At 69.4% G+C, this 24,573-nt stretch carries 23 protein-coding genes, 1 tRNA gene, 1 other RNA gene and 1 pseudogene; 14 read left to right on the top strand and 12 right to left on the bottom strand.

Annotated elements, in window-relative coordinates:
• Positions 1 to 12: 12 nt before the first annotated feature.
• The 4 genes from CJ022_RS10725 to CJ022_RS10710 are packed head-to-tail and all read right to left on the bottom strand — an operon-like array spanning position 13 to position 4,017.
• A complete protein-coding gene (locus CJ022_RS10725) occupies positions 13 to 1,791 on the bottom strand; it encodes an ABC transporter transmembrane domain-containing protein (protein ID WP_101926624.1) in 1,779 nt (592 codons plus the stop codon).
• Positions 1,791 to 2,381 carry an IMPACT family protein gene (locus CJ022_RS10720; RefSeq protein ID WP_101926623.1) on the bottom strand — a complete coding sequence of 197 codons (591 nt, stop codon included), beginning with the start codon at positions 2,379 to 2,381 and terminating at the stop codon, positions 1,791 to 1,793. The genes CJ022_RS10725 and CJ022_RS10720 overlap by 1 nt, the downstream gene beginning before the upstream one ends.
• Positions 2,378 to 3,454 (bottom strand): hypothetical protein, encoded by a 1,077-nt coding sequence (locus CJ022_RS10715; protein WP_101926622.1) that lies wholly within the window; start codon positions 3,452 to 3,454, stop codon positions 2,378 to 2,380. The genes CJ022_RS10720 and CJ022_RS10715 overlap by 4 nt, the downstream gene beginning before the upstream one ends.
• Entirely contained in the window at positions 3,451 to 4,017 is a 567-nt protein-coding gene (locus tag CJ022_RS10710) for an RNA polymerase sigma factor (RefSeq protein WP_158238404.1), read from the bottom strand. The genes CJ022_RS10715 and CJ022_RS10710 overlap by 4 nt, the downstream gene beginning before the upstream one ends.
• A gap of 231 nt (positions 4,018 to 4,248) precedes the next feature.
• Here CJ022_RS10710 and CJ022_RS10705 point away from each other — a divergent pair, with 231 nt between their 5' ends.
• Positions 4,249 to 7,122: a bifunctional diguanylate cyclase/phosphodiesterase gene (locus CJ022_RS10705; protein WP_233198708.1), complete on the top strand. Its 2,874-nt coding sequence runs from the start codon at positions 4,249 to 4,251 to the stop codon at positions 7,120 to 7,122.
• Between the two features lie 111 nt (positions 7,123 to 7,233).
• On the opposite strand, the gene ffs is transcribed toward CJ022_RS10705, so the two are convergent.
• An RNA gene (ffs, locus tag CJ022_RS10700) (signal recognition particle sRNA small type) lies at positions 7,234 to 7,330 on the bottom strand.
• A gap of 616 nt (positions 7,331 to 7,946) precedes the next feature.
• Here ffs and CJ022_RS17090 point away from each other — a divergent pair.
• The 3 genes from CJ022_RS17090 (at position 7,947) to CJ022_RS10685 (ending at position 9,402) form a co-directional block, all read left to right on the top strand.
• Positions 7,947 to 8,093, top strand: coding sequence for a hypothetical protein (locus CJ022_RS17090; RefSeq protein WP_158238403.1), 147 nt, complete (start codon positions 7,947 to 7,949; stop codon positions 8,091 to 8,093).
• 84 nt (positions 8,094 to 8,177) lie between these two features.
• Positions 8,178 to 8,492, top strand: coding sequence for a helix-turn-helix domain-containing protein (locus CJ022_RS10690; RefSeq protein WP_199171503.1), 315 nt, complete (start codon positions 8,178 to 8,180; stop codon positions 8,490 to 8,492).
• Positions 8,446 to 9,402, top strand: a complete 957-nt coding sequence (locus tag CJ022_RS10685; RefSeq protein WP_101926618.1) for a reverse transcriptase family protein — start codon at positions 8,446 to 8,448, stop codon at positions 9,400 to 9,402. The genes CJ022_RS10690 and CJ022_RS10685 overlap by 47 nt, the downstream gene beginning before the upstream one ends.
• A 201-nt stretch (positions 9,403 to 9,603) precedes the next feature.
• On the opposite strand, the gene CJ022_RS10680 is transcribed toward CJ022_RS10685, so the two are convergent.
• Positions 9,604 to 9,696: transfer RNA gene (locus CJ022_RS10680), tRNA-Ser, on the bottom strand.
• A 125-nt stretch (positions 9,697 to 9,821) separates the two neighbouring features.
• On the opposite strand from CJ022_RS10680, the gene dnaX reads away from it, so the two are divergent.
• From dnaX to CJ022_RS10660, 4 genes are all read left to right on the top strand, one after another.
• Positions 9,822 to 11,642, top strand: a complete 1,821-nt coding sequence (gene dnaX / locus CJ022_RS10675; protein WP_101926617.1) for a DNA polymerase III subunit gamma/tau — start codon at positions 9,822 to 9,824, stop codon at positions 11,640 to 11,642.
• Positions 11,642 to 11,962: a YbaB/EbfC family nucleoid-associated protein gene (locus CJ022_RS10670; RefSeq protein ID WP_101926616.1), complete on the top strand. Its 321-nt coding sequence runs from the start codon at positions 11,642 to 11,644 to the stop codon at positions 11,960 to 11,962. Before dnaX ends, CJ022_RS10670 begins: the two co-directional genes overlap by 1 nt.
• A gap of 76 nt (positions 11,963 to 12,038) precedes the next feature.
• On the top strand, positions 12,039 to 12,641 hold the full coding sequence (gene recR, locus CJ022_RS10665) for a recombination mediator RecR (protein WP_101926615.1): 603 nt from the start codon (positions 12,039 to 12,041) through the stop codon (positions 12,639 to 12,641).
• A 53-nt stretch (positions 12,642 to 12,694) separates the two neighbouring features.
• Positions 12,695 to 13,051 (top strand): histidine triad nucleotide-binding protein, encoded by a 357-nt coding sequence (locus CJ022_RS10660; protein ID WP_101926614.1) that lies wholly within the window; start codon positions 12,695 to 12,697, stop codon positions 13,049 to 13,051.
• Positions 13,052 to 13,141: 90 nt separating this feature from the next.
• Here CJ022_RS10660 and CJ022_RS10655 read toward each other — a convergent pair whose 3' ends face one another.
• From CJ022_RS10655 to CJ022_RS10640, 4 genes are read right to left on the bottom strand one after another with little or no spacing between them, the layout of a single operon-like run.
• Entirely contained in the window at positions 13,142 to 13,630 is a 489-nt protein-coding gene (locus tag CJ022_RS10655; RefSeq protein WP_101926613.1) for a Slp family lipoprotein, read from the bottom strand.
• Complete coding sequence (locus CJ022_RS10650) at positions 13,627 to 15,588, bottom strand: transglutaminase TgpA family protein (RefSeq protein WP_458351495.1); 1,962 nt, start codon at positions 15,586 to 15,588, stop codon at positions 13,627 to 13,629. Before CJ022_RS10650 ends, CJ022_RS10655 begins: the two co-directional genes overlap by 4 nt.
• Before the next feature lie 8 nt (positions 15,589 to 15,596).
• Positions 15,597 to 16,544 carry a DUF58 domain-containing protein gene (locus tag CJ022_RS10645; RefSeq protein WP_101926699.1) on the bottom strand — a complete coding sequence of 316 codons (948 nt, stop codon included), beginning with the start codon at positions 16,542 to 16,544 and terminating at the stop codon, positions 15,597 to 15,599.
• A gap of 19 nt (positions 16,545 to 16,563) precedes the next feature.
• Positions 16,564 to 17,517 carry an AAA family ATPase gene (locus CJ022_RS10640; RefSeq protein WP_233198706.1) on the bottom strand — a complete coding sequence of 318 codons (954 nt, stop codon included), beginning with the start codon at positions 17,515 to 17,517 and terminating at the stop codon, positions 16,564 to 16,566.
• 56 nt (positions 17,518 to 17,573) lie between these two features.
• Between CJ022_RS10640 and CJ022_RS10635 the strand changes: the two genes are divergently transcribed.
• Entirely contained in the window at positions 17,574 to 19,403 is a 1,830-nt protein-coding gene (locus tag CJ022_RS10635; protein WP_233671442.1) for an ArnT family glycosyltransferase, read from the top strand.
• Between the two features lie 7 nt (positions 19,404 to 19,410).
• Here the strand turns inward: CJ022_RS10635 and CJ022_RS10630 are convergent, their stop codons facing one another.
• Positions 19,411 to 20,001, bottom strand: coding sequence for a Maf family protein (locus tag CJ022_RS10630; RefSeq protein ID WP_101926610.1), 591 nt, complete (start codon positions 19,999 to 20,001; stop codon positions 19,411 to 19,413).
• A complete protein-coding gene (locus tag CJ022_RS17085; protein ID WP_158238402.1) occupies positions 19,998 to 20,150 on the bottom strand; it encodes a hypothetical protein in 153 nt (50 codons plus the stop codon). Before CJ022_RS17085 ends, CJ022_RS10630 begins: the two co-directional genes overlap by 4 nt.
• Before the next feature lie 345 nt (positions 20,151 to 20,495).
• Here CJ022_RS17085 and CJ022_RS10620 point away from each other — a divergent pair.
• From CJ022_RS10620 to fabG, 5 genes and pseudogenes are all read left to right on the top strand, one after another.
• A pseudogene (locus CJ022_RS10620) lies at positions 20,496 to 20,982 on the top strand (YceD family protein).
• Between the two features lie 22 nt (positions 20,983 to 21,004).
• Positions 21,005 to 21,199, top strand: coding sequence for a 50S ribosomal protein L32 (rpmF, locus tag CJ022_RS10615; protein WP_101926608.1), 195 nt, complete (start codon positions 21,005 to 21,007; stop codon positions 21,197 to 21,199).
• 224 nt (positions 21,200 to 21,423) lie between these two features.
• Positions 21,424 to 22,407 carry a beta-ketoacyl-ACP synthase III gene (locus CJ022_RS10610; protein WP_101926607.1) on the top strand — a complete coding sequence of 328 codons (984 nt, stop codon included), beginning with the start codon at positions 21,424 to 21,426 and terminating at the stop codon, positions 22,405 to 22,407.
• 391 nt (positions 22,408 to 22,798) lie between these two features.
• A complete protein-coding gene (gene fabD, locus CJ022_RS10605) occupies positions 22,799 to 23,746 on the top strand; it encodes an ACP S-malonyltransferase (protein ID WP_101926697.1) in 948 nt (315 codons plus the stop codon).
• A gap of 60 nt (positions 23,747 to 23,806) precedes the next feature.
• The gene (fabG, locus tag CJ022_RS10600) at positions 23,807 to 24,550 is read left to right on the top strand and encodes a 3-oxoacyl-ACP reductase FabG (protein WP_101926606.1); all 744 of its coding nucleotides are present in this window, start codon (positions 23,807 to 23,809) and stop codon (positions 24,548 to 24,550) included.
• Positions 24,551 to 24,573 lie beyond the last annotated feature (23 nt).

Raw genomic sequence — 24,573 nt, 5'->3', positions numbered from 1 at the left:
CGCGGAATCCGCTCAGTCGATGAACTGCAGCCGTGCCAGTTCCGCGTAGAGCCCGCCTTGCGCCAGCAGTTCGGCGTGCGTGCCCTGGGCGACGATACGGCCCCTGTCCATGACCACGATGCGGTCGGCCTTGAGGATCGTCGCCAGCCGGTGCGCGATGACGAGGGTGGTGCGGCCCTGCATGAGGCGCGCGAGCGCCTGCTGCACGGCGTGCTCGCTCTGCGCATCGAGCGCGGACGTCGCTTCGTCGAGCAGCAGGATCGGCGCATCGCGCAGCAGCGCGCGCGCGATCGCGACGCGCTGCTGCTGGCCGCCCGAGAGGCGCGCTCCGCGCTCGCCGAGCTGCGCGTCGTAGCCGTCGGGCAGTTCGGCGATGAAGGCGTGCGCCTCGGCCGCGGCTGCGGCCGCTTCGATGTCGGCGTCGCCGGCATCGAGGCGGCCGTAGCGGATGTTCTCGCGCGCGCTGGTCGCGAAGATCGTGGGCGCCTGCGGCACCAGTGCGATCAGGTCGCGCAGCGCGGCCGGATCGAGCTGGCGGATGTCGACGCCATCGACCGACAGCGTGCCGCCGGCCGGATCGTGGAAGCGCAGCAGCAGCGACAGCACCGTACTCTTGCCGGCGCCGGACGGGCCGACCAGGGCGACGGTCTCGCCGGGCGCCACGTCCAGCGAGAACCCTTCGAGCGCGGCGCTGTCCGGGCGCGAGGGATAGTGGAAGGTCACGTCGTCGAACCGCAGCGCGCCACGCGCCGGCATCGGCACGGCGGCCGGCGACGCGGGCGCGACGATGCGTGGGGTTTCGACCAGCAGCTCGCCGATCCGGCCCATGCCACCGGCGGCGCGTTGCAGCTCGTTCCAGACCTCGGCCAGCGCACCGACCGAACCGGCGCCGAACAGCGCGTAGAGCACGAACTGTCCGAGCGTACCGACGGTCATGCGGCCCTCGATGACATCGTGCGCGCCCGACCACAGCACGACGACGACGGCGCCGAAGATCAGCGTGATCGCGACCGCGGTGATGACCGACTGCAGGCCGATGCGCCGGCGCGCGGTGTCGACCGACTGCGCGACCGCATCGCCGAAGCGCCCGCGCTCCCAGGGTTCGCGGGCATGCGCCTGCACGGTGCGGATCGCGGTGAGCGTTTCGTTGGCGAGCGCATTGGCGTCGGCCACACGGTCCTGGCTCTGACGCGAGATCTTCGCCAGCCTGCGGCCGCCCAGCACCAGCGGCAGCACGAACAGGGGAATGCCGATCAGCGTGAACGCCGCGAGCCGCGGGCTGGTGATCACCAGCATCGTCATGCTGCCCAGCACCATGACCACGCTGCGCAGCGCGACCGACATCGTCGAGCCGACGACCGAGCGCAGCAGTTCGGTGTCCGCGCTCAGGCGCGAGACCAGATCGCCGCTGCGGGTCTGCTCGAAGAAGCCCTGGTCGAGATCGAGCAGATGGCCGTAGAGCCGGTTGCGCAGGTCGGCGACGACGCGCTCGCCGAGCAGCGACACGAAGTAGAAGCGCGCCGCGGTGAACACCGCCAGGGCGATCGCGACGAGCAGCAGCAACGCGAATGCGCGATCGATCTGGCCGCCGCCGGTGAACCCGTTGTCGATCATCTGGCGCACCGCGACCGGCAGGCTCAGCGTGGCCAGCGACGACAGCGCGAGCGCGGCGAGCCAGGCGGCGAACAGGCCGCGCTGGCGCATCACGAACGGCCACAGCGTTTTCAGCGCACCGATGCGCGCCTTCGGAGCGCCGTCGTCGGGCGCGGTACGTGGGGATCGGAAGGCCATCAGGGGGATTCGTCGAACTGGACCCGGTTGCGTGTGGCATCGCGCAGCCGGATTTTCAAGGCGTCGACATCGTCGACGGGCAGCTGGAGCGTGAGGTGGACGCCGTCGGAATCGAAACGTTCGTCGAGGCGCTGCGCGCCGTTCGCCGCGATCGCGACATGGACCGCGCCCAGATCGTCGAACGGCGCATGCAGTTGCAGCGTCGCGGTGTCGATCAGCGGCTGCCGCGCTGCGGTACGCAGGCATTCGGCCGCACAGCCGCCGTAGGCGCGCACCAGGCCACCCGCGCCGAGCTTGATGCCGCCGTACCAGCGCACCACGACGACCGCGACGCGGTCGAAGCCCTGGCCGTCGATCGCGGCGAGAATCGGACGACCGGCGGTGCCGGCGGGTTCGCCATCGTCGCTGGAGCGGTACTGGTCGCCGATGCGCCACGCCCAGCAGTTGTGCGTCGCATCGGCGACATGCACCGCCTGCAGGAAGGCCTGCACGTCGTCGGGCGCGTCGACGGCCGCGGCGTGCGCGACGAACCGGCTGTGCTTGACGTCCAGCGCATGCGTGGCCGGCGCGGCCAGGGTCGCCAAGGTCATTCGATCAACGCGCGCAGGTCGGCGGGCAGCTCGGCCTGCGGATGACGGCGGTGGAACTCGGTGAGACTCGCGCGCGCGGCGTCGATCTCGCCGGCGTCCAGCAGCTCGCGCACGCGGGCCAGCCAGGCGGTGCGGAACTCGGGGGAATCCGCCGTCGCGGGCGGCTCGTCGTGATCGGGTTCGAAGGCGCGGTCGGCCTGCGCGCCGGTCGCGTCCTGCAGGCGGTCGAGGCGGCGCGTTTCGGGACGCGCCGGCGAAGGACGTGCACCGGACGTCCGCAGGTCCGCGGCGCGGGCGGACGCCTCCGGCGCTGGCGACGCGGGCGCTGGCGGTGCAGGCGGTGCAGGCGGTGGCGGCGCAGGCCGGGTCGCCGGGGCGACGACGGCGCGGTTACCGAGCGCGGTGGACTGCGGCGGCGGCAGGGGGACGGACTGCGGCGTGGTATCGAGATTCGAACTGTCGTCGGTAGGCAGAGAGGCGCGTTCGCGCACGCCCGTATCGGCAACGGGCGCCGGCGTGGAATCGGCGGCAGGTGCGGGTTCGGCCAGCGTCGCGACGGTCGGTGCAGGGTCTTCGACCGGCGTCGGGGCGTTGGATGTCTCGACGGGCGCGCCCGGCGTCCGCGCCTGCGGAGCGGTGCCCGGTGCCGGCGCCGCACTGTCGTCGGTCGCGATTTCGCCAGCAGGCGAAGGCGCTGCGATCGGCGCTGCCTGACGCCCCCGGGAAGACGCGGCCGGCATCTCCGACACCGCGGCTCCAGCCGATTCCGGCACCGGCCGCAGTTGCCACGCGATGCCGATCGCGACCAGCAGCGAGGCGGCGATGCCGACGCCGAACGGCCAGCGCCGACGCCTGTCCGCAGCCGACGCCACGCGCGGGCGCGGCGACGCCACGGGCACATCGACAGGATCGGCGTGCGTGCCTGCGACGGCGCCGGGGGCAACGGCGGCACGCGCCGCCGCGAGGATCGACGCATCCAGCGCAGCCGACGGCAGCGGCAGATCGCCCGTCGACAGACGCGCGGCCAGATCGCGCTCTTCCGGGGTCAGTGCATCGGGATCGCGCGGCGTCATGGATTCAACCTCGCACGCAGCTTGTCCATCGCATAGCGCAGGCGCGACTTCACCGTTTCCCTGCCCACGCCGGTCATCTCGCCGATCTCCTCCAGTGTCAGTTCCTGTTCCAGCCGCAGGATCACGACCTCGCGCTGGTCGTCGGGCAGTTCCTCGAGCGCCAGTTGCACCAGGCGACGCTGCTCGAAGGCCGACAGGTGCCGCTCGGGCGTGTCCGGGTCGGCAATGCGCTCGGTGCGCTGGTCGGCATCGTCCGGGGCCGCGGGCCGGTGGCGCGCCGCGCGCCAGTGGTCGGTGAGCCGATTGTGGGCAATGCGGTAGAGCCACGTGGTGAACAGCGCATCCGGACGCCAGTCCGCGCGCGCGGTGACGACGCGTTGCCAGATGTCCTGGAAGAGTTCGTCGGCCAGCGCCTGGCTTCGCACCTGGCGCAGCAGGAACCGGTACAGGCGGTCGCGATGGCGCCGGTAGAGCGTCTCGAACGCCGCCGCGTCGCCGGCCGCATACGCCAGCATCAGCGACGCATCGCTGGGCGGCTCCTGCTGACTGGCGATCTCGTTCATCGGCGTCAGGTTACGGCCTGCCGGCAGACCCGGAAAGCCCGGAGACGCGCTGCGGAGCGCGCGTGGCGGGACCAAAGCGCGTTCGACGCGGGGAATCGGAAGTGTCATGCATCACGAAACGAGGCACGGCGTGGCACGGGGTCGACGCTTGCGTCGTTGTGCAGTGATGAATGCGCGTATTCTCGCGCTGTCAGGGGGTTTCACGTGTCAGTCCATCTTTCCATTGCGCCGGTGCGTGCCGACGACCGCGATACGGTCGGCTCGCGGATCGCAGCCGTGCTGGCGACCATGCCCGCGTGGCTGCAGGCCGCGGTGGCGTGGCGGTGCCTGACGCTGGGCGATGGCGCGATCGGGCTCCCTGCAGCGTCCGGCACCGACGAATCCCTGATCGAGGCGGCGCGGGCGAGGCTGTCGGATCCGCGCGCCGCGCTGCCGGCCGCCTGCATCGCCTGCCACGCCGACACCGAAGACGCGCGCCTGGTCCTGGTGGTCCGCAGTGCAGACGCGGACGCGCGCGGCCGTGACGCCTGGGCCGCGCTGGCCATCACGTCGGCCACGCTCGCGCTGGAAAGCACGCGTGCCGCGCTGCGCCTCGACGCGCTGCGCCGCTCGGAACGCCTGCAGCAGGCGCTCTACGAGATCGCCAACCTCGCCGGGTCCACGCTGGAAATGCGGGACGTGCTGGCACGCATCCACGCCGTCGTCGGGCGGCTGACGATGGCGCGCAATTTCTACATCGTGCTGTTCGACGATCTGCGCGACACCCTGCGCTTCCTGTATTTCGTCGACGAACGCGATCCGTGGATCGCCGATCCCGAGCAGGAGCTGCACGTCAGCGACATGCCCAACAGCCTGACGATCGCGCTGCTACGGCGCGGGCAACCGATGCTGGGGCCGTCGGCCGTGCTGCGCGCCGAGTTCGACATCGGCCTGGATGCGGGCGATGCGGGCCGCCACGGCCCCGACAGCGCCGACTGGCTCGGCGTGCCGCTGCGCCGCGACGGTCGCGTCTGCGGCGCGATCGTCGTGCAGAGCTACGACCAGCCGAGCCGCTACACCCAGGAGGATCGCGCGCTGCTCGAATTCGTCGCCCAGCACATCCTCACCGCGCTCGACCGCAAGCAGGCGCACACGGAGCTGGAGCGCCGGGTCGCCTCGCGCACGCTGGAACTGCAAGAGGCGAACATCGGCCTGCATGCGCAGATCGCCGAGCGGGTGCGCGCGGAGCGGCTGCAGGCGGCGCTGTACCGGATCAGCGAACTGTCGGTCGCGGCCGGCAGTCTCGAGCGCTTCTACGCGGACCTGCACGCGATCGTCGGCGAGCTGCTGTACGCGCGGAACTTCTACATCGCGATGCTGAGCGCGGATGGCGCGCACATCGAATTTCCGTATTCGGTCGACGAGCGCGACGTGGTGCGACGGTCGCGCGCACGCGCCAAGGGCCTGACCGAGTACGTCATCGCCAGCGGGCAACCGCTGCTCGCCCGGCGCGAAGGCATCGGCCTGCTGGAATCGAGCGGCGACCTGCAGACCCGCGGGTCGCTCGCGCAGTGCTGGCTCGGCGTGCCGCTGACGCGCGATGCGAAACCGGTCGGCGTGATCGCCGTGCAGAGCTACGACCCCGACATCACCTTCGCCACCAGCGACCAGGAGCTGTTGACCTTCGTCGCCCACCACATCGACAGCGCACTCGAGCGCAAGCGCGCGCAGGACGCGCTGAAGGCCGCGCACACCGAACTCGAATTCCGGGTCGAGGCGCGCACGCGCGAACTCGAGGATGCCAATCGCGAGCTGCGTGCGCAGATCGGCGAGCGCGTGCGCGCGCAGCAGCGACTGACCCACCAGGCGCGTCACGACCCGCTGACCGGACTGCCGAACCGCGTGCAGTTCCTCGAGCGGATGAACGCCGCGCTCACCCCCGACGCGTCTGGCGCGACGACCCCGTTCGCCGTGCTGTTCCTCGATCTGGACCGCTTCAAGCTGGTCAACGACGGCGTCGGCCACGCCGCCGGCGACGCGATGCTGGTCGAAGTCGGCACGCGCATCTCCGCGCTGCTGGGGGCGGAGGACATCGTCGCGCGGCTCGGCGGCGACGAGTTCGCACTGATGCTCGGCGGGGTCGACGATCCCGAGGTCGCTGAAGCGATGGCCGACGCGATCCTCGCGGCGTTGGGGCGGCCGATGTGGGTCGCCGGCCGCGAGCTGTTTCCGTCGGCCAGCATCGGCATCGCGATGTCGCACATCGATTACGCCGACGGCGACGGCCTGCTGCGCGATGCCGACGCGGCGATGTACCGCGCCAAGGCCTGCGGCCGCGACCGCAGCGAACGCTTCGACGAAGCCATGCGCGCCGAGGCGACGCGGCTGCTGGACCTGGAGGCGGACCTGCGCCGCGCGATCCTGCAGGACGCCTTCGAGCCGCACTTCCAGCCGATCGTGCGTCTCGACGATGGCGCGGTGATCGGCCATGAAGCGCTGCTGCGCTGGCGGCACGAACTGCACGGCGTGCTGTATCCCGCGGATTTCATCGGCGTCGGCGAAGACAGCGGACTGATCGAGCAGGTCGACTGGCTGATGTACCGCAAGGTGATCCGCCAGATGGTGGCGCTGGACCCGCCGGGGTACGTGTCGATCAACGTCTCGCCGCGGCATTTCCGCGCCGACGATTTCGTCGAGCGGCTGATGCAGCTCGTCGATGCCGCCGGCCTGGACCCGCATCGCCTGCGCATCGAGATCACGGAGATCGCGCTGCTCGACGACGCCCCGCGCGCGCTGCGCATGCTCAACACGCTGCGCAGCCACGGCATCCACGTGCTGCTCGACGATTTCGGCACCGGGTTCTCGGCGCTGTCGTACCTGCACCGGTTCCCCATCCACGCCCTGAAGATCGACCAGAGCTTCGTGCAGGGCCTGGGCAGCGAGATGCACGCCGAAAGCCTGGCGCTGGTGCGCGCGATCCTCGCGCTGGCCGGCACGCTCGGCATCGATTCCATCGCCGAAGGCGTGGAGACCGAACAGCAACGGGACCTGCTCGCGGATCTAGGTTGCCAGTACGGGCAGGGCTATCTGTACGGGCGGCCGGCGTCGCTGGACGTGGTGTCGTAGAAGCTGCGGTTGGAGGGTAGTGGCCGCGGCGATCACCGTTCCGGCACTCATCCGGAGACGATCGATCGTGCGCTTTGCGCGCGGGCGCTGCCCACAGCCCACATGGCGATGGCCCCGCCGACTGACCTCGGCGCCCGCGTCAATCGATACCGTTGCTGCCTTCCGGCCCTGGCGGGGTTTTCGATCTAGCGTCGCGAGGGGCCGACGGGGCCACCATGGGGACGTGCGCCGGGCATTGCGCCCGGTCCCGGATATCGGGACGCGGAGTCTAGCAGGCGATCAGGAAACCGACTAGGCGAAGCATCACTGCTGTGCGCATCTGGGCATGTTTCTGGCCGAGAACGAGCGTCTAGACGTTCCGCCTAACTCCTTACCGTCCCTAAGCTGGGTTTATGCGATTAATTCTGCGAGCCGCGCAGCCCGCGAGTAGGTTGCATGGCGGACCACTTCTACCCAGAGAAGGAGAGAAGGTAATTGCCGAGATTGCTGAGGACTGATGAGCGACGTCCAATATTTAGTGAACAAAACATGAACGCAAGTTCGCTGAAAGCATGACAGAAGCACGCATGATGTCCATCATGACTTCGTCGTGATGGGGATCACCTTTGCACGGTTTGGGTCGCAAGACCCGAGGGGCGAAAGCTCCACAAGTTCCTGCGGCATCGTCGGTTCATCGTTATCCGAGGTTGATGGGCGAGGGTCACGGGATTCAGGTGGCGTCGGCAAGGAGCGACGCCAGTGGGCTATATGGAGGGCAGAAGCTGACGTTTCCCCGCTTCGGGTGTTGCAAGGGGTGCCATGTGGCGCCACACCGGAGCAAGACCATGATCGAGCAGCAGGACGGTCGGAAACACGACAAGCGTCAGCAGTTGGTGGGCCAACTCAAGCGGTTTCTGAGGAAGCCTTGGTTCGTGCGATTGGTTATCGGAGTTGTCTGGAAATTGCTTGATCGCTTCCTGACAGACCGGTAACCATGAGCGCGGAACGACACGACCAGCACCCTCCTATAGAACAAGATCAGAAAATCAGCGAAGGAGGAATTCGGAGGCCATATGTTGAATAAAGCCCTCAAGATCGTCCGTGAAGTTCATCGGATGAAGCAGGGCGAGCTTGCCGTTTCGTTGGGAATTTCCAAGTCGTATTTGTCGGAAATAGAGCGGGGCGAGAAGAAAGTTAGCCTTGAAGTTTTGAATAAGTATGCAAGTGCCTTCGATGTACCGGCTTCCACGTTCTTGAGCTTCATGGAGGCGCTCGAAGGTGAATCCGATATAAGACGCGCCCGCGCCGAGAAGCTGCTAAGCGTCCTCTCTTGGACAGTCGAGAATGAGTCAGCAGACGACCAAGCCCGCCTCAACAAAGAAGCGAACTGAGCGGTACGGGATCACGTTGTCACACCTGTATGGCATTCGAAGCCATACACGACTTGCTGAAGTCATCTGGTGGGCGGGCACAGCAGGGCAGCTTCGGACCTTCTCGCGTCGGGCTGGCAACTACAGCAGATACATCGACAAATCAAAGCCTGGCAAGGATCGTCTTATCGAAGCACCTGCCGCGAGCCTGAAGGGGTTTCAGGCTCGCCTACTTTGCCTTCTTAGCCGCATTGAGCTTCCCGATTATTTACACTCTGCGCGCCCCGGTTACTCTTACTTGAGTAATTCTGCAGCGCACTGCAACGCGCACGGCTCCACCGTCACGATGGATATTGATTCGTTCTACCAATCAGTAAAACTGCATCGCGTCGCAAAATTCTTTGAATCCAAACTCAACTGTGCTTCCGATGTATCGGAGACGCTTGCGCATCTGCTCTGCTGCGACGGACATCTGGCCACGGGAAGTCCCGCTAGCCCACTTGTGTCTTTTTGGGCCTATCGCGACCTGTTCGACTCTGTCGACGAAAGAGTGCGGTCGCGCGGCGGAATTTTCACGCTTTACATTGACGACATGGGCATGACTGGCAATGGCTTCGGACATACGGACGCGCGCTGGGTCGGTCGTCTTATGCATCGCTCGGGATTGAGGCTGAAGGACTCAAAGACGCGTGTTTTTCGTGCAGATGCGCCCAAGCTTATTACTGGGCGTGCATGTCGAAATGGAGTCAGTAGGGCCCCGAATAAGCAACATCGAAAAATGCGGGAAGCCAAAGCGCGACTAGAACAGAATCCGAACGATCCGACGCTGCGCGCCAGTGTGGCTGGGCTAAAACGCCACCTCGCACTACTTGATGTCAAGAAGCGGGATCAGCATCGCGCGGATGCGTCTAGGATCAGCAAGGGGCGTTAGCCGCGGTTACTTAATCATCCGGGCGTAACAGAGAAGATCGACCATGTGATGCGCGATCTGCGCGGAAAGCTGATGATCGGTTCGCTAAAAAAAGGCCACCTCAACGGGTGGCTTTTTCACAAAGCGCCCAGCACATAGGCGTCGTAAGTATTTTAGGAGGATGGCCCCGGGACTGATGCCCCGGAGCCACTTCCATCTATTTGGCGGAGAGAGGGGGATTCGAACCCCCGAAGCGCGGTTTAGACGCTTACACACTTTCCAGGCGTGCTCCTTCAACCACTCGGACACCTCTCCTGAACACGTTCCCCGCGGGCCGGTCGACTGGCACGCAACAGCGGCTGGAGCGCTGCGGGCCGGCCATTCTATCCGGCGGCGGCCGGGGTCACAAGGAAGCTGGGGAGGCGTGGCAGAATAGCCCGATGTCCTATCTTGTCCTCGCCCGGAAGTGGCGTCCCAAGCGGTTTGCCGAGCTGGTCGGGCAGGAGCACGTGGTGCGTGCGCTGACCAACGCGCTGGAGACCGGTCGCGTGCACCATGCCTTCCTGTTCACCGGCACGCGCGGCGTCGGCAAGACGACCATCGCGCGGATCTTCGCCAAGAGCCTGAACTGCGAGCGCGGCTCGTCGTCGGACCCGTGCGGCGAATGCGAGACCTGCCTGGCGATCGATGCCGGCCGCTACATCGACCTGCTGGAGATCGACGCCGCCAGCAACACCGGCGTCGACGACGTGCGCGAGCTGATCGACAACGCCCAGTACATGCCGTCGCGCGGCCGGGTGAAGGTCTACCTGATCGACGAAGTGCACATGCTGTCGAAGTCGGCGTTCAACGCGCTGCTCAAGACCCTGGAAGAGCCGCCGGGGCATGTGAAGTTCCTGCTGGCGACGACCGATCCGCAGAAGCTGCCGGTCACCGTGCTGTCGCGCTGCCTGCAGTTCAACCTCAAGCGCCTGGACGAGCCGCAGATCCAGGGCCAGATCACGCGGATCCTCGAGGCCGAGGGCATCGCGGTCGAAGCGGGCGCGATCCGCCAGCTGGCGAAGGCCGCCGACGGCAGCCTGCGCGATGGCCTGTCGCTGCTCGACCAGGCGATCGCCTACACCGGTGCGGGCGGCGAGGGCGGTGCGCTCTCGGACGCCGCGGTGGCGACGATGCTCGGCAGCGTCGACCGCACCCGGGTCGGGGCGCTGCTGGACGCGCTGTCGACCGGCGACGGGACGCAGCTGCTGTCGGAAGTCGCGGCGCTGGCGGAGTTCTCGCCCGACTGGTCGGGCGTGCTCGATGCGGTGTCCGACGCGCTGCACCGCATCCAGGTGCGGCAGCTGGTGCCCGACATGCCGGTCGAGACCGACGGCGTCGATGTGGAGCGCATCGCCGCGTCGGTGCGCCCCGAAGTCGTGCAGCTCTGGTACCAGATGGCGCTCAACGGGCGCCGTGACATCGGGCTGGCGCCGAGTCCCCGCGCCGGCTTCGAGATGACGGTGCTGCGGATGCTGGCGTTCCGTCCGGCAGGCGCGGGTGACGCCACGTCGGGCACTGGCGGGCTCACCGCGTCGGCGCCGCGGGCACCCGCAGGCGGTCCCGCTGCGGCGCGCGCCGCGCTCGCCCGGGCCGATGTCGCAACGCGGGTCGCGCCCGTCGACGTCGCGCCATCCCCGCCGATGCCTGCGCCTGTCGCAGCCAGACCGGATCCGGCCGTCGATCCCGCGCCCGAGGTGCAGCCCGCGCCATCGCGCCCCGTGGTCGACGCTGCGCCGCCCATCGTGCCGCCGGCCCAGGCCGCGCCGGTGCAGGAGACCGCAACGCCCACCGCACGCGCCGCGGCCACGACCTCGCTGGACGCCGATGCCTGGCTCGATCTCGTCGCCGGTCTGCCCTTGCGTGGGCCGGTCCGCGAACTCGCATCGAGCGCCGCGTTCGTGTCGTTCGACAGCGGCGTGCTGACGCTCGCGCTGCCGGAAGCGGACGACCACATGAAGGCGCCGATCATGGTCGACCAACTGGCGGCCGCCGTCGGCCGGCCGCTGGGCGGGGTGCCGCAGATCCGCTTCGCCGCGGCGCCCGCCGCCGGCATGGTCGCGACGCTGCATGCGCGCAATGCGCTGGCCCGCGAGTCGCGCCAGTCGACGGCCGAAACCGCCTTTCTTTCCGATCCGGACGTGCAGCGGCTGATGTCGCAGCAGGGCGCCAAGCTCGTGCCGGATTCCATCCGCCCCCATGACGAACAAGGAACCCACTGATGCGTGGAAACATCGCCCAGTTGATGCAGCAGGCGCAGAAGATGCAGGAAAACATGCAGCGCGTGCAGCAGGAGCTCGCCAGCCTGGAAGTCACCGGCAGCGCCGGCGGCGGCATGGTCAGCGTCACGCTGACCGGCAACAAGGAATGCCGCAAGGTGCGCATCGATCCGAGCGTGCTGACCGATCCGGAAATGGCCGAGGATCTCGTCGCCGCCGCGTTCAACGATGCGTCGAACAAGATCGACGAGGAATCGAAGTCGCGGATGGCCGGTGCGACCGCGGGCATGCCGATTCCGCCCGGCATGAAGCTGCCGTTCTGACGGACGCGCGCTTGTCCCCGACACGCTCGATGCAGATGCGCATCCTCGCGCGCCGGCGTGCCGGCGAGGCGCGCCGATGAGCGCCGTGCCGCTGCTCGACCAGCTGGTCGATGCGTTCCGCGTGCTCCCGGGCGTCGGCCAGAAGACCGCGCAGCGCATGGCCTACCACGTGCTGGAGCGCGAGCGCGACGGCGGCAAGCGGCTGGCCGACGTGCTCGCCGAATCGATCGAGAAGATCGGGCATTGCGCGCGTTGCCGCGATTTCAGCGAAACGCCGGTCTGCCCGACCTGCCGCAACGCCTCGCGCGACGTGCAGGCGCTGTGCGCGGTGGAATCGCCCGCCGACCGGCTGGCGATCGAACAGGCGACGGGTTACCGCGGCCTTTATTTCGTGCTGCAGGGGCGGTTGAGTCCGCTCGACGGCATCGGGCCGCGCGAGCTCGGGCTCGACCTGCTGGCCACGCGGCTGGCCGAGGGTGAGGTGCAGGAACTGATCATCGCCACGAACCCCACGGTGGAAGGCGAGGCCACGGCGCATTACCTCGCGCAGATCGCGCGCCAGCACGGCGTGCGGCCCAGTCGTCCCGCGCACGGCCTGCCGCTGGGCGGCGAACTGGAATACGTCGATCGCGGCACGCTGTCGCACGCGTTCGGCACGCGCAGCGACATCCCGCTCTGAGCCGGACTGCGCCTGTACGGGCGCAGGCCTCCGTTATCGACAGGAGTCATACGATGTCCGACGACACCTTGTTCCACAAGATCATCCGCCGCGAGATTCCGGCCGACATCGTCTACGAGGACGAGCACCTGATCGCGTTCCGCGACATCGCGCCGCAGGCGCCGGTGCACGTGCTGTTCGTCCCGAAGCAGACCGTGCGGACGCTCGATGCGCTGCCCGAAGATGCGCCGGACGTCGTCGGCAGGCTGGCGGTCGCGGCGGCGCGGTATGCGCGGGCGCAGGGATTCGCCGAGGACGGTTACCGGATCGTCATGAACTGCAACGAGCACGGCGGACAGACCGTGTTCCAGATGCACCTGCATCTGCTGGCCGGCGCGCCGCTGGGACGGTTCGGGACGCCTGCGGGTTGAGTCGCTAGCCGCAGGCGCGGCAGCTCGGTCAGGATGCCTGTCGCGCGCAGGCGCGCTCCTGCATCGCGTCTCCGGGATGGCTGGCCGGGCTCACCAGTAGCCCCACCACGGCCAGGGCGCCGGGCGGGTGATGACATCGACCTGTTCGCGCACCGGCCACAGATAGACGACATCGGCCTCGACGCGCGGGAAGCGGTAGTCGTAGCCGCCGATGCGGCGGCTGTCGTAGCCGGCGATCCGGCCGGTGAAGGTCACCTCGCGGTTCTTCTCGAACACGGCCGGATCGTAGAAGCCGGTGCGGCAGGCAATGAAGCGGCCATTGGTGTCGTCGCTGGCCCAGTACGGCCGGCCGGTGGCGGTGAGCCGGGTCGCGATCATCTCGAAACAGGTCGCGTCGGGCTTCGGCTCGACCTGGACGATGCGCCCGCCCCAGCGCACCAGTGCACCGGTGCTGTCGGCGCGCTGGGCGTCGTGCGGGGTGAGCGCGGGAAACGCGCCTTGCAGCGGTGTCGGCTGCGACGCGCAGGCGCCGAGCGCGAGGACCAGGCTGCTGGCGAGAAGCAAGGGGCGGATCGTCATCGGGCGGTCTCCAGCGGGGCGGGGCGATGCGCGCGCAGGTCGCGCAGCAGGCGCGGATCGATCGGGGCAGCGCCGGCGCCGGCAGCGTAGCGCGCGGCGATGAAACGCCGGGTGAGATGTTCGAGCGCTGCCGTGCGGCCCGGGCGCGCAGTCACGACACGCGCCAGCCAGTCCGAGGCGGTCTCGTCCCGGCGGCGTGCGAGGCCTTCGCGCGCGTAGCGGCGGGTGAGCGCATGCCAGGCGCGCAGCAGCGGATCGCGCTCGCGTTCGCCGCGCGCTACCAGCCACAGCATCCAGCCCAGCGCCAGCGCCGCGCAGGCGGAGAACAGGGCGATCAGCATCGGCGCGTCCAGGCGCTCGACGCCGACCCGCTGCAGCAGCAACTGCTGGCGATTGGCGTCGAAACCCAGGACCAGATCGTTCCAGCCGCGACGCGCCCAGTCGCCGAGATCAAGGATCGGCGACAGCGCGCTGCCTGCCGCGCCGCCGGCGCCGAGGCGATCGTCGATGGTGTCGTAGATGCGCTCCGGGGCGACGGCGGCGGTTGGGTCGATGCGCACCCAGCCGCGCCCCGCGAGCCAGACTTCGGCCCAGGCGTGCGCGTCCATGCGGCGCACGACCCAGTAGTTGCCGTAGCTGTTGCGGTAGCCCCCGACGTAGCCGGTCACCACGCGCGCCGGGATCCCGGCCTCGCGCATCAGGACGACGAAGGCGGAACTGAAGTGCTCGCAGAAGCCGGCCTGGTAGTCGAACAGGAATTCGTCGACGGCGTTGCGGCCCGGCAGCGGCGTGTCCAGCGTGTAGGCGAATTCCTCGCGGATCCAGCCGAGCGCGCGATCGACGAGCGCCGCGTCGTCGTCGGTCTCGGCGCGCCAGGACAGCGCGAGCGCGCGGGTGCGCGGATTGAAACCCTCTGGCAGTCGCAAGGCCTGGGCGCGGAACGATTGCGGCAGATCCGCCTCGAAGCGTGTGGGGGGTGCGGATTGCAGCTGCCAGCGGGTGACCCGGTCGAGCCGCCGCGGCGAGGTCAGGGTGTGCTCGTGCGACGCGCGCATGCCGTCGGGCAGCGAGGTCGGCATTTCCAGTGCGACCAGCAGGTTGCGCTCGGTCGGCTCGAGCGCGATCTCGTAGTCCCAGGTCGGCGCGCCGTGGGTGATCTCGGCGGGCGGGAGGTAGCGCAGCCAGTCGGACGCGGTCCAGCTGCGGCCGTCGTAATCGGTCAGCGTCGGGCCGCGCCAGTACATCTCGCGGGGGTCGGGCTCCGGGCCGCGGAAGGTCGCGCGCAAGGCCGGCGTGTCGTCGGCCATCAGGTCGAGCCACTGGCCGGGCGACATCTCTTCCGACAGCCCGGGCCGCGACGCGGACAGTTCGGGCACGCCCCACAACGGCGTGCCGATGCGCGGGAACAGCCAGAACGCGGCGAGGGTCAGCGGCAGGCCGATCGCGGTCAGCCGGCCGATGTCCCACAGCCGCCGCGCCGTGTCGCCGCGCGCCGGCGGCAGCCCGGCTTCCTGCTCGGCCAGCCGCGACATCGCCGCCAGCGCCAGCAGGGCGCCCAGCAGACCGAGACCCAGCGACAGCGGGCCCTGGTCGAGCAGAAAGGTCGCGAACGGGGCGAACAGGGCGAAGCCGAGCAGGCTGCGCGCGTCGCGCAGGGTCCGCAGCTCCGACGGCTTGATCGCCAGCATGGCCGCGAGCAGGGCGCAGCCGGTGTCGCGCCCGAACGCGAACCCGCCCTGGAAGAACACCAGGCCCAGCAGCGTCAACGCGAGCAGCGCGCGCAGCCAGGCCGGCACCGTGCGCCGGAATGCGACCGCAGATACGAAGGCGGCGATCAGTCCGATGGCGAGCGCCGCGGTCGGCGGCAATTGCAGCAGCAGCGGCAGCAGACAGGCGCCGCCGGCCAGCAGCGCCCAGCGGCGGCCGCCGTCGTCGAGCAGTAACGAGGTGCGACGCAAGGCGCGGCTCATGCGCCGGCCTCGGGCAGCAGGGCCAGCGCGCGCAGGCAGGCGTGGCGGTGTGGGGCGCCGCGACCAGGGCCGAGCGCGGGCTGTCCGGGCAGCACCAGGCGATAGCGCAGGCCGTCGCGTTCGGCCTCGTCGATCCAGCGGGCGAGGCGACGGATGCGGTCCTCGTACCCGGTCAGGCAGACCTCGTCCCAGGCCAGCACGACATCGGCGCCCTGGGGGCGCTCGAACTCGCGCACGATCAACGCGTCGCGCCGTGCGGAAGGCTTCCAGGCAATCGCGCGACGTGCGTCGCCCTGGCGCCAGTCGCGCAGGTGATGCAGATCGTCGCCCGCCGCATGCAGACGCGCCTGGGCGGTCTCGCCGAGGCCGAGCGGCAGGCCCGGCCCCTGCGTCTCCGGCGTCGGGTAGACCAGCAGCGGTGTCTCCGGCCAGACCCACGACCATGCACGCGCGGCGCCGAGTGGGCGTGTGGTCGAGATGCGCAGCCGCCCGGCTTGCAGCCAGCCACGACGGTGCGTCGGCAACGCCAGCACCGCTTCACCGGCGCCGGCGTCGAGCGACAGCACGGCGCGGGCGTCGGCCACCTCGACCAGCAGGCCGCGACGCTCCCGGCCCGGCGGCGCCGCGACGTGCAGGCGCAGTTGCAACGGCGTGCCGGCGGCGACCGGTTCGGCGTGGACGGCGCGGATCTCGAGTGCGCTCAGCTGCAGCTGCGTCCACAGCAGACTGGCCAGGCCGGCGCCGGCCAGCAGGAGGCACAGCAGCAACGCCGGATTGTTGTTGTAGTTCAGCGCGCCGATCGCCATCGTCGCCAGCAAGGCGATACCGAACCAGCCGAAGGCGGTCGGCAGGATGTAGATCCTGCGGCGGTCGAAGCGGACCGGCAGCGCTTCCGGCCGGCGTGGACGCGCCCAGCCTTCGACGCGGCGACGGACCTGCGACATCGCGGACATCGCGCGCCGCCTAGTCGACCGCCACCGCCTGCAGGATCGCGTCGGCCAGCGTGTCGCCGGTCGTCGCGTCGGCATCGGCGACGAGGCGATGCGCGGCGATCGCCGGGAACAGGCGCTGCACGTCGTCGGGCAGGGCGTGGCTGCGTCCTTCCAGCAATGCCAGTGCACGGGCGGCGCGCAGCAGGGCGAGGCCGGCGCGCGGCGACAGGCCGACACGGACGCCCGGATGCTGGCGGCTGCGGGCGAGCAGCGCCTGCACGTAGTCGATCAGCGCCGGGCTCGCATGGATCGCGTTGACGGCCGCGCGCAGCTGCGCGATGTCGTCACTGCCCAGCTGCGGCATGACCCCGGCGATCAGGGTGCGCCGATCGGTGCCCGACAGCAGCGCGCGTTCGGCATCGCGATCGGGATATCCCAGGTTGAGCCGCAGCAGGAACCGGTCGAGCTGCGAGTCGGGCAACGGATAGGTGCCCGACAGGTCCACCGGATTCTGGGTCGCGATGACGAAGAACGGATCCGGCAGCGCGTGGGTGACGCCGTCGACGGTGACCTGGTGTTCCGCCATCGCTTCGAGCAACGCGCTCTGGGTCCGCGGCGGCGCGCGATTGATCTCGTCGGCGAGCAGCACGTTGGTGAAGACCGGGCCGCCGTGGAATTCGAACCGTCGCGCGGTGCCGTCGTAGATCGACACGCCGACGACATCCGACGGCAACAGGTCCGAGGTGAACTGCACCCGCTGGAAGTCGAGGCCGACGGTCGCGGCGATCGCATGCGCCAGCGTGGTCTTGCCCAGGCCCGGCAGGTCCTCGATCAGGATGTGGCCGTCGGCGAGCAGGGCGACGAAGCTCATCGTCACGGCGTCATGCTTGCCCAGCACCAGACTGTTGACCTGCTGCTGCGCCTGCGCCAGCGCCTCGCGTTGCCGGTCGGTTAGCATGACGTGGGTCGTGGACGGGTCGGGCATGCGATGGCTCCTGCGGCGATTTCCCGAGTGTACCGAGGTCGAGTTCAATGCGGCGGATGGAAGTGCGGACGGTTTTCATCGTCCTGTGGATCGCGATCGTCGCCGTCAAACTGGCGATCGCCGCGCGTCTTCCGTTGTTCGTCGACGAGGCGTTCTACTGGCTCGAGGGCCAGCATCTCGCGTGGGCCTACTCCGATCTTCCCGGCTTGACGGCATGGCTGATCCGGCTCGGCACCGAGCTGTTCGGCGACAGCGTGCTGGCGGTGCGCCTGCCGTTCCTGGCGATCTCGGCGCTGGTGCCGTGGCTGGTGGTCCGGCTGACGGCGCGCGAATTCGATACCGATGCAGGGTGGATTTCCGGCTGCGCCGCCCTGTTGCTGCCGCTGCTCGGCTCGCTGGGCGTGATGGCCCTGCCGGACGCGATGCTCGCGCTGGCCACGTTGCTGTGCCTGGACGCCGGCGTGCGGCTGCTGCGCGAGGTCACGCACGGCGCCTCGCTGCTGCTCGCGCTCGGACTCGCGCTGGGGGCGCTGAGTCATTACCGCTTCATCGCGGTCATCGGCGTGGGCATCGTCGCGCTGCTGTGGCTGCCGCGCGGGCGCGTGGTGTTGCGCGATCCGCGCGTGTGGATCGCGATCGCGTTCGGCGCCGCGGCCTGGATTCCGCTGCTGGTCTGGAACATCGACAACGCCGAGGCCGGCCTGCGCTTCCAGATGGTCGACCGACATCCCTGGGCGCTGCACATGGACGGCTGGCAGTTCCTGGTGATCCAGGCGCTGATGGTGACGCCGCTGCTGTTCGCGGCCCTGCTGCTGGCCGCGCGGCAGATGCACCGCGGTGCCAACGACGCGGCGCGGTTCCTGGCGATCTGCGGTGGACTCGTCGTCGGCGGTTTCTTCGTGCTGGGCTTCGTCGCCGATACCGAGCGCGTCAGCTTCCACTGGCCGCTGCCGGGCTACATCGCGCTGCTGCCGCTGGTCGGTTTCGTGCTCGCGCGCTGGTCGCGCGGCCTGCAGGTCGCGACGTGGACGGTGCTGGCGGTCGGCTTCATCGGCGTCATCGGATACTACTCGGCGGTGTCGTCGCCGCAGGTGCGCGCGCAGGCCGCCACGTTGAAGTGGTACCCCTCGAACTTCGCCGGCTGGGACGAGCTGACCGCGGCGGTCGAGACCGAACTCGCGGACCTGCCGGCCGAGACGGTGCTGGTCGCCGACAACTTCAAGATCGGCGCCGAACTCGGCTTCGCGCTCGGCCATCCCGACATCCGCGTGCTCGATCATCCGTTGAACCGCCATCACGGCCGCGCCCCGCAGCTGCGTTTGTGGGGACTGGAAGCGGACAGCCGGGCGGACTGGGGCAACGCGCCCGCGCTGCTGGTCGTCGGCGCGACCGACGTCGAATACCGCAATCTGCTGGCCCGCTACCACGCCTTGTGCGACATGGTCGGGCCGCTGCCGCCGCCGCGCGTCGTCAATGTCGACCGCGGGCGCCAGCGTTTCCTGCTGTTCGCGCTTGCACCGGGCGCACCGGCGGCGACGCCGTGCGTGACGCCGGCGATGGCCTGGATCGACACGCCGGTCGCCGGCGCGGCGGCGTCCCGATCCTTCGAGGTGGCCGGCTGGGCGTTCAAGGACGGCGTCGGCCTGCGCAGTGTCGACGTGCTGCTCGATGGCGAGGTCGTGGCCGAGGCGGCATACGGCCTGCCGAGTCCCGGGACCGCGGAATACTGGCGGATCTCGACCGATCCGCGGCATCCCGCGGTCGGGTTCCGCGCCACGATCGACGCGACCGGCCTGCCGGCCGGGCGTCGCTGGCTCGGCCTGCGTCTGTACGGGCTCGACGGCAGTGTCGAGGACTGGAGCGAGCAGCCGGTCCTGCTCGACTAGGCGCGCGTCAGGGGCAGGCGAAGCCGACGGATCGCAGCAGTCGCGCCGTCGCGATCAGCGGCAGTCCGACGAGCGCCGTCGGGTCGTCGTTGCGGATCGCGTCGAACAGGGCGATGCCCAGACCCTCGCACTTGAAGCTGCCGGCGCAGTCGAACGGCTGCTCCAGATCGACGTAGCGGGCGATGGTGCCGGCATCCAGCACCCGGAACCGCACCTCGGTGCAGTCCATCGTCTCCAGCAGCCCGCCGTCGTCTCGCGCCAGCGCGACCGCGGTGTGGAAGCGGACCGTGCGTCCCGACATCGCCGAGAGCTGCGCGATCGCGGCCGCGCGGTGGCCGGGCTTGCCGATCGGCTCCCCTTCGAGCTCGGCGACCTGGTCCGAGCCGATGCTCCACGCGCCGGGAACCCGGCTGGCCACCTCGCGCGCCTTGTCCGCGGCGAGTCGCGCGGCCAGCGCCGACGGGGCTTCGCCCGCCCGCGGGGTTTCGTCGAAGTCGGGGCGCACGCATTCGAAGGGAAGCTGCAAGCGCTGCAGCAGCTCGCGCCGGTACGGCGATGTGGAACCGAGCACGAGGCGCGGCGCAGGCGGATGGCTCACGGGGTCTCGAGCTCGCGCGCTTCGGCGACCTGCGCCAGCTGGACATCGAGCCGCGCGCGCGAGGCATCGATCGACAGGCGCATCGCCTCCAGCGCGCCGAGATCCGCCGACGCGCCATGCTGCTGCAGCCACAGACGTTGCCGCAGCATCTCCTGCAGCGCGGCCCGGACCGGGTCATCGTCGGCAGCGACTGCCGCGCCGATCTCGGCCCGGACCGCGCGCAACCGCGCTTCCAGAGCGTCCGCGGCGTCGAGGACGCCGGCGAAGGCGGCGCGGCGGCGTTGCACACGGCGGCGCATCGCGACCACAATGACGGCGGCGGCGAGTGCGGTCAGCAGCAGGGTCAAGGACAGCGGCACGTCGGTTCCGATCCCCGGGAAGGCGCCCAGTCTGACGCCGGGGTCGATGCCCGGCAAACCGCGCCGCCATCGCAGCTGAATCCGGTGTCGCCGGGTTTGACAGCGGGTTTTCCGGTCTTTAACATTCAGCGGCTTATGTCCGCCCAAATGCCCGAGTTGGTCGACGCTTGGCGCATGGTCACGGCCAGAAGCCGTCTTGAAGCCCGACTGCCTTTGTCCTCGATGACGCGCCTGCGCGACGTGCTGGCCGATGCCGACGGCGAGGTGGTCTGCTCGCTGGAATTCGGCCGTGATGCGCTGCAGGTGCCGTACGCCGAACTGCGGATCGATGCCGCGCTGCCGTTGACCTGTCAGCGCAGCCTGCAGCGGTTCGTGTTTCCGGTGCAGCTCGTGCAGCGGCTCGGCCTGATCCGCGACGAAGCGGACGAGGCTGGCCTGCTGCCACGGCATGCTGGCGCCGGCGGCGATGGTCGAGGACGAGCTGATTCTGGCGGTGCCGGTCATCCCGGTCGCGCCCGGCTCCGAACTGGTCGAGCGCGACTGGCCGGTGACGGCGGAAGAAGAGACACGCGTCAACCCGTTTTCCGGGTTGGCGGCATTGAAGAAAGAACGAAACAACTGAACCTGTTGCTGGAGCAATTCCCATGGCTGTGCAGAAATCCCGCGTTTCCCCCTCCCGTCGTGGCCAGCGTCGCTCGCACGATGCGCTGACTGCCAAGCAGCTGGCGACCGATCCGACGACCGGCGAGACGCATATCCGTCACCACATCACCGAAGACGGCTACTACCGCGGCAAGCAGGTCATCGCGCCGAAGACCCGCGTCGTCGAAGAAGACTGATTGCAATCGCCTGCCGCCCCGATGCGGCGGGTGTCCGCGCCGACGGCCATGCACTGCGTGGCCGTTGTCGCATCGGCAAGGACGCCGTCATCGCGGCGGACGGGTGTCGCCCGGGCGTCCGTGCGTCGATCGTGTCCGGTCGACCGGCGCTGGCGCCGACTTGACCGTTCGTCCGTCCCACGCGTGTCGCCAGTGCGCGTGACCATGCGAGGGCCGTACTCCAGATGACCAGCGAACGTATTTATTCCCGCATCGCCGGTACCGGCAGCTACCTGCCGGAAAAAGTGCTGACCAACGACGACCTCTCGAAGTTCGTCGAGACCAGCGACGAATGGATCGCCTCGCGCACCGGTATCCGCGAGCGGCACATCGCCGCCGACGGCGAGACCACAGGTGACCTCGCGTACCACGCCTCGGTCCGCGCGCTGGAAGCGGCGGGGGTCGACGCCAGCGAGCTCGACCTGATCGTGCTCGGGACGACCACGCCCGACATCATCTTTCCATCGACCGCCTGCCTGCTCCAGCATCGTCTGGGCGCCAACGGCTGCGGCGCGTTCGACGTCAATGCGGCGTGCTCCGGGTTTCTCTACGCGCTGTCGATCGCCGACAAGTTCATCCGTTCGGGTGATGCGAAGACGGTGCTGGTCGTCGGCTCCGAGACGCTGACCCGCATGGTCGACTGGAGCGAGCGCACGACCTGCGTGCTGTTCGGCGACGGCGCCGGCGCGGTGGTGCTCAAGGCCGATACCGAGACCGGCATCCTCAGCACCCATCTGCACGCCGACGGCGGCAAGAAGGAACTGCTGTGGAATCCGGTCGGCGTGTCCGTCGGCTTCAAGGAAAACGAGAAGAACGCCGGCGTGCGCATCAAGATGGCCGGCAGCGACGTCTTCAAGTACGCGGTCAAGGCGCTGGATTCCGTGGTCGAGGAAACGCTGACCGCGAACGGTCTCGACCGCCACGACATCGATTGGCTGATCCCGCACCAGGCCAACCTGCGCATCATCGAGGCGACCGCCAAGCGGCTGGACATGCCGATGGACCGGGTCGTCGTCACCGTCGACAAGCACGGCAACACCTCGTCGGGTTCCGTGCCGCTGGCGCTGGACGAAGCCGTCCGGTCCGGACGCGTCCAGCGCGGGCAGCTGGTGCTGCTCGAGGCCTTCGGTGGCGGTTTCACCTGGGGCTCGGCGCTGTTGCGCTACTGATCCTGCGCCGCGCGTCGCCAGTCGACGCGTGGAGGCGACGCGACCCGTTGCTCCGCCGGTCCCATGTTGCGGTCGGTCGCATGCACGCCGGCGTCCTGACTGGACGCATCGGCCGGGTCCGTTTCCACAGCGTCGTCGCCCATGCACCTGCCGGATCGGCGGCGGTACGCAGATCGGCGTCTCGCCGGTCGCCGTCGATGTCCTGAGCCGATCGAATCCGCTGGACGAATCACGCGTCGCGGCGGTCCGGGTGGTATCCACGCCGCCATCACGACTGCGCCAAAGCGAGATGCCGGCTGCGTGCGCCGCGGTGCCCGCAATACGCCCCGGTACAGACAATGTCGGCCGATGGCGCTTATCATCGCCCCCGTTTTCTGGGTTGGAAGATCGCGTGACCGCATCGCAATTCGCATTCGTGTTTCCGGGGCAGGGCTCGCAGTCGCTGGGCATGCTCGGTGAACTCGCCGCGCAGCATCCGGTGGTCGTCGACACCTTCGCCGAAGCGTCCGAAGGCGCGGGAACGCAGCTCTGGGCGCTCGCGCAGCAGGGGCCGGAAGACCGGCTCAACCAGACCGAATTCACCCAGCCGGCACTGCTCGCCGCCGGTGTCGCCGTGTGGCGCGCATGGCAGCAGCAGGGCGGCGCGCAGCCGGCGGTCGTCGCGGGGCACAGCCTCGGCGAATACACCGCCCTGGTTGCGGCCGGCGTGCTGTCGCTCGGCGATGCCGCGCGCCTGGTCCGTACCCGCGGCCAGTTGATGCAGGCCGCTGCGCCTGCGGGCACCGGCGCGATGGCGGCGGTCATCGGGGCCGACGATGCGCTGGTGCTGGAGGTGTGCGAAGCCGCGTCGACCGACGAGGTCGTCGTGCCCGCCAATTTCAACTCGCCGGGACAGATCGTCATCGGCGGCCACGCGGCGGCGGTCGATCGTGCGATCGCGCTGCTCGGCGAGCGCGGCGTGCGCAAGGTCGTGAAGCTGGCCGTCAGCGTGCCGTCGCACACGCCGTTGATGCGCGATGCCGCGGACCGGCTCGGCGAGACCATGGCGAACCTGCAGTGGCGTGCGCCCGTGTTGCCGGTCGTGCAGAACGTCGATGCGGGCGTGCACGACGACGGCGTCGCGATCCGCGATGCGTTGCAGCGCCAGCTGTACCTGCCGGTGCAGTGGACGCGCTGCGTCGAGGCGATCGCCGCGCGCGGGGTCACCACGCTCGTCGAGTGCGGGCCGGGCAAGGTGTTGACCGGTCTCTCGAAGCGCATCGACAGGTCGCTCGAAGCGCGCGCGATCGGCACGCCGGACGAGTTCACCGCCGCGATCGATGCGCTGCGCGCGGCCTGAGCCGCGCCCGTTGCGTTCCGCCGGATCGGCGGCATTCCCCGTACAGAACAGGACACCGACATGAGCCAGCCACTGCAGGGTGAAATCGCCCTCGTCACCGGCGCCAGCCGCGGGATCGGCGCGGCCATCGCCGACATGCTCGCCGCGCGCGGCGCGACCGTGATCGGTACGGCCACCACCGACGCGGGCGCGTCCGCGATCGGCGAACGCCTTCAGGCCCACGGCGGCCATGGCCGCGTGCTCGACGTCGCCGAGGCAGGCGCCATCGAAGCGCTGGTCGACGCGGTCGGCAGCGAGTTCGGCGCGATCTCGATCCTCGTCAACAATGCCGGCATCACCCGCGACAACCTGCTGATGCGCATGAAGGACGAGGACTGGCAGGCGATCCTCGACACCAATCTCACCAGCGTCTACCGCAGCTCGAAGGCGGTGATGCGCGGCATGATGAAGGCGCGCAAGGGCCGCATCGTCAACATCGCGTCGGTCGTGGGCGTCACCGGCAATGCGGGGCAGTCGAACTACGCGGCGGCCAAGGCCGGCATCATCGCCTTCAGCAAGTCGCTGGCGAAGGAGATCGGCTCGCGTGGCGTGACGGTCAATGTCGTGGCGCCCGGTTTCATCGCCACCGACATGACACGCGATCTGCCCGAAGCCTCGAAGGCCGCGTTGACGCAGCAGATCGCGCTCGGCCGGCTCGGCGACGCGGCCGACATCGCCGAAGCGGTCGCGTTTCTCGCCGGCCCGTCGGCGTCGTACATCACCGGCGAAACGCTGCACGTCAACGGCGGCATGTACATGCCGTGATGCGGGTTTCGCGCCCCACCGCG

The sequence above is a fragment of the Luteimonas rhizosphaerae genome (genome assembly GCF_002849595.1).
Taxonomy (GTDB): Bacteria; Pseudomonadota; Gammaproteobacteria; order Xanthomonadales; family Xanthomonadaceae; genus Luteimonas; species Luteimonas cellulosilyticus.
Note: the sequence above shows the minus strand (reverse complement) of the source record. Positions and strands in the feature narration are given on the sequence as shown.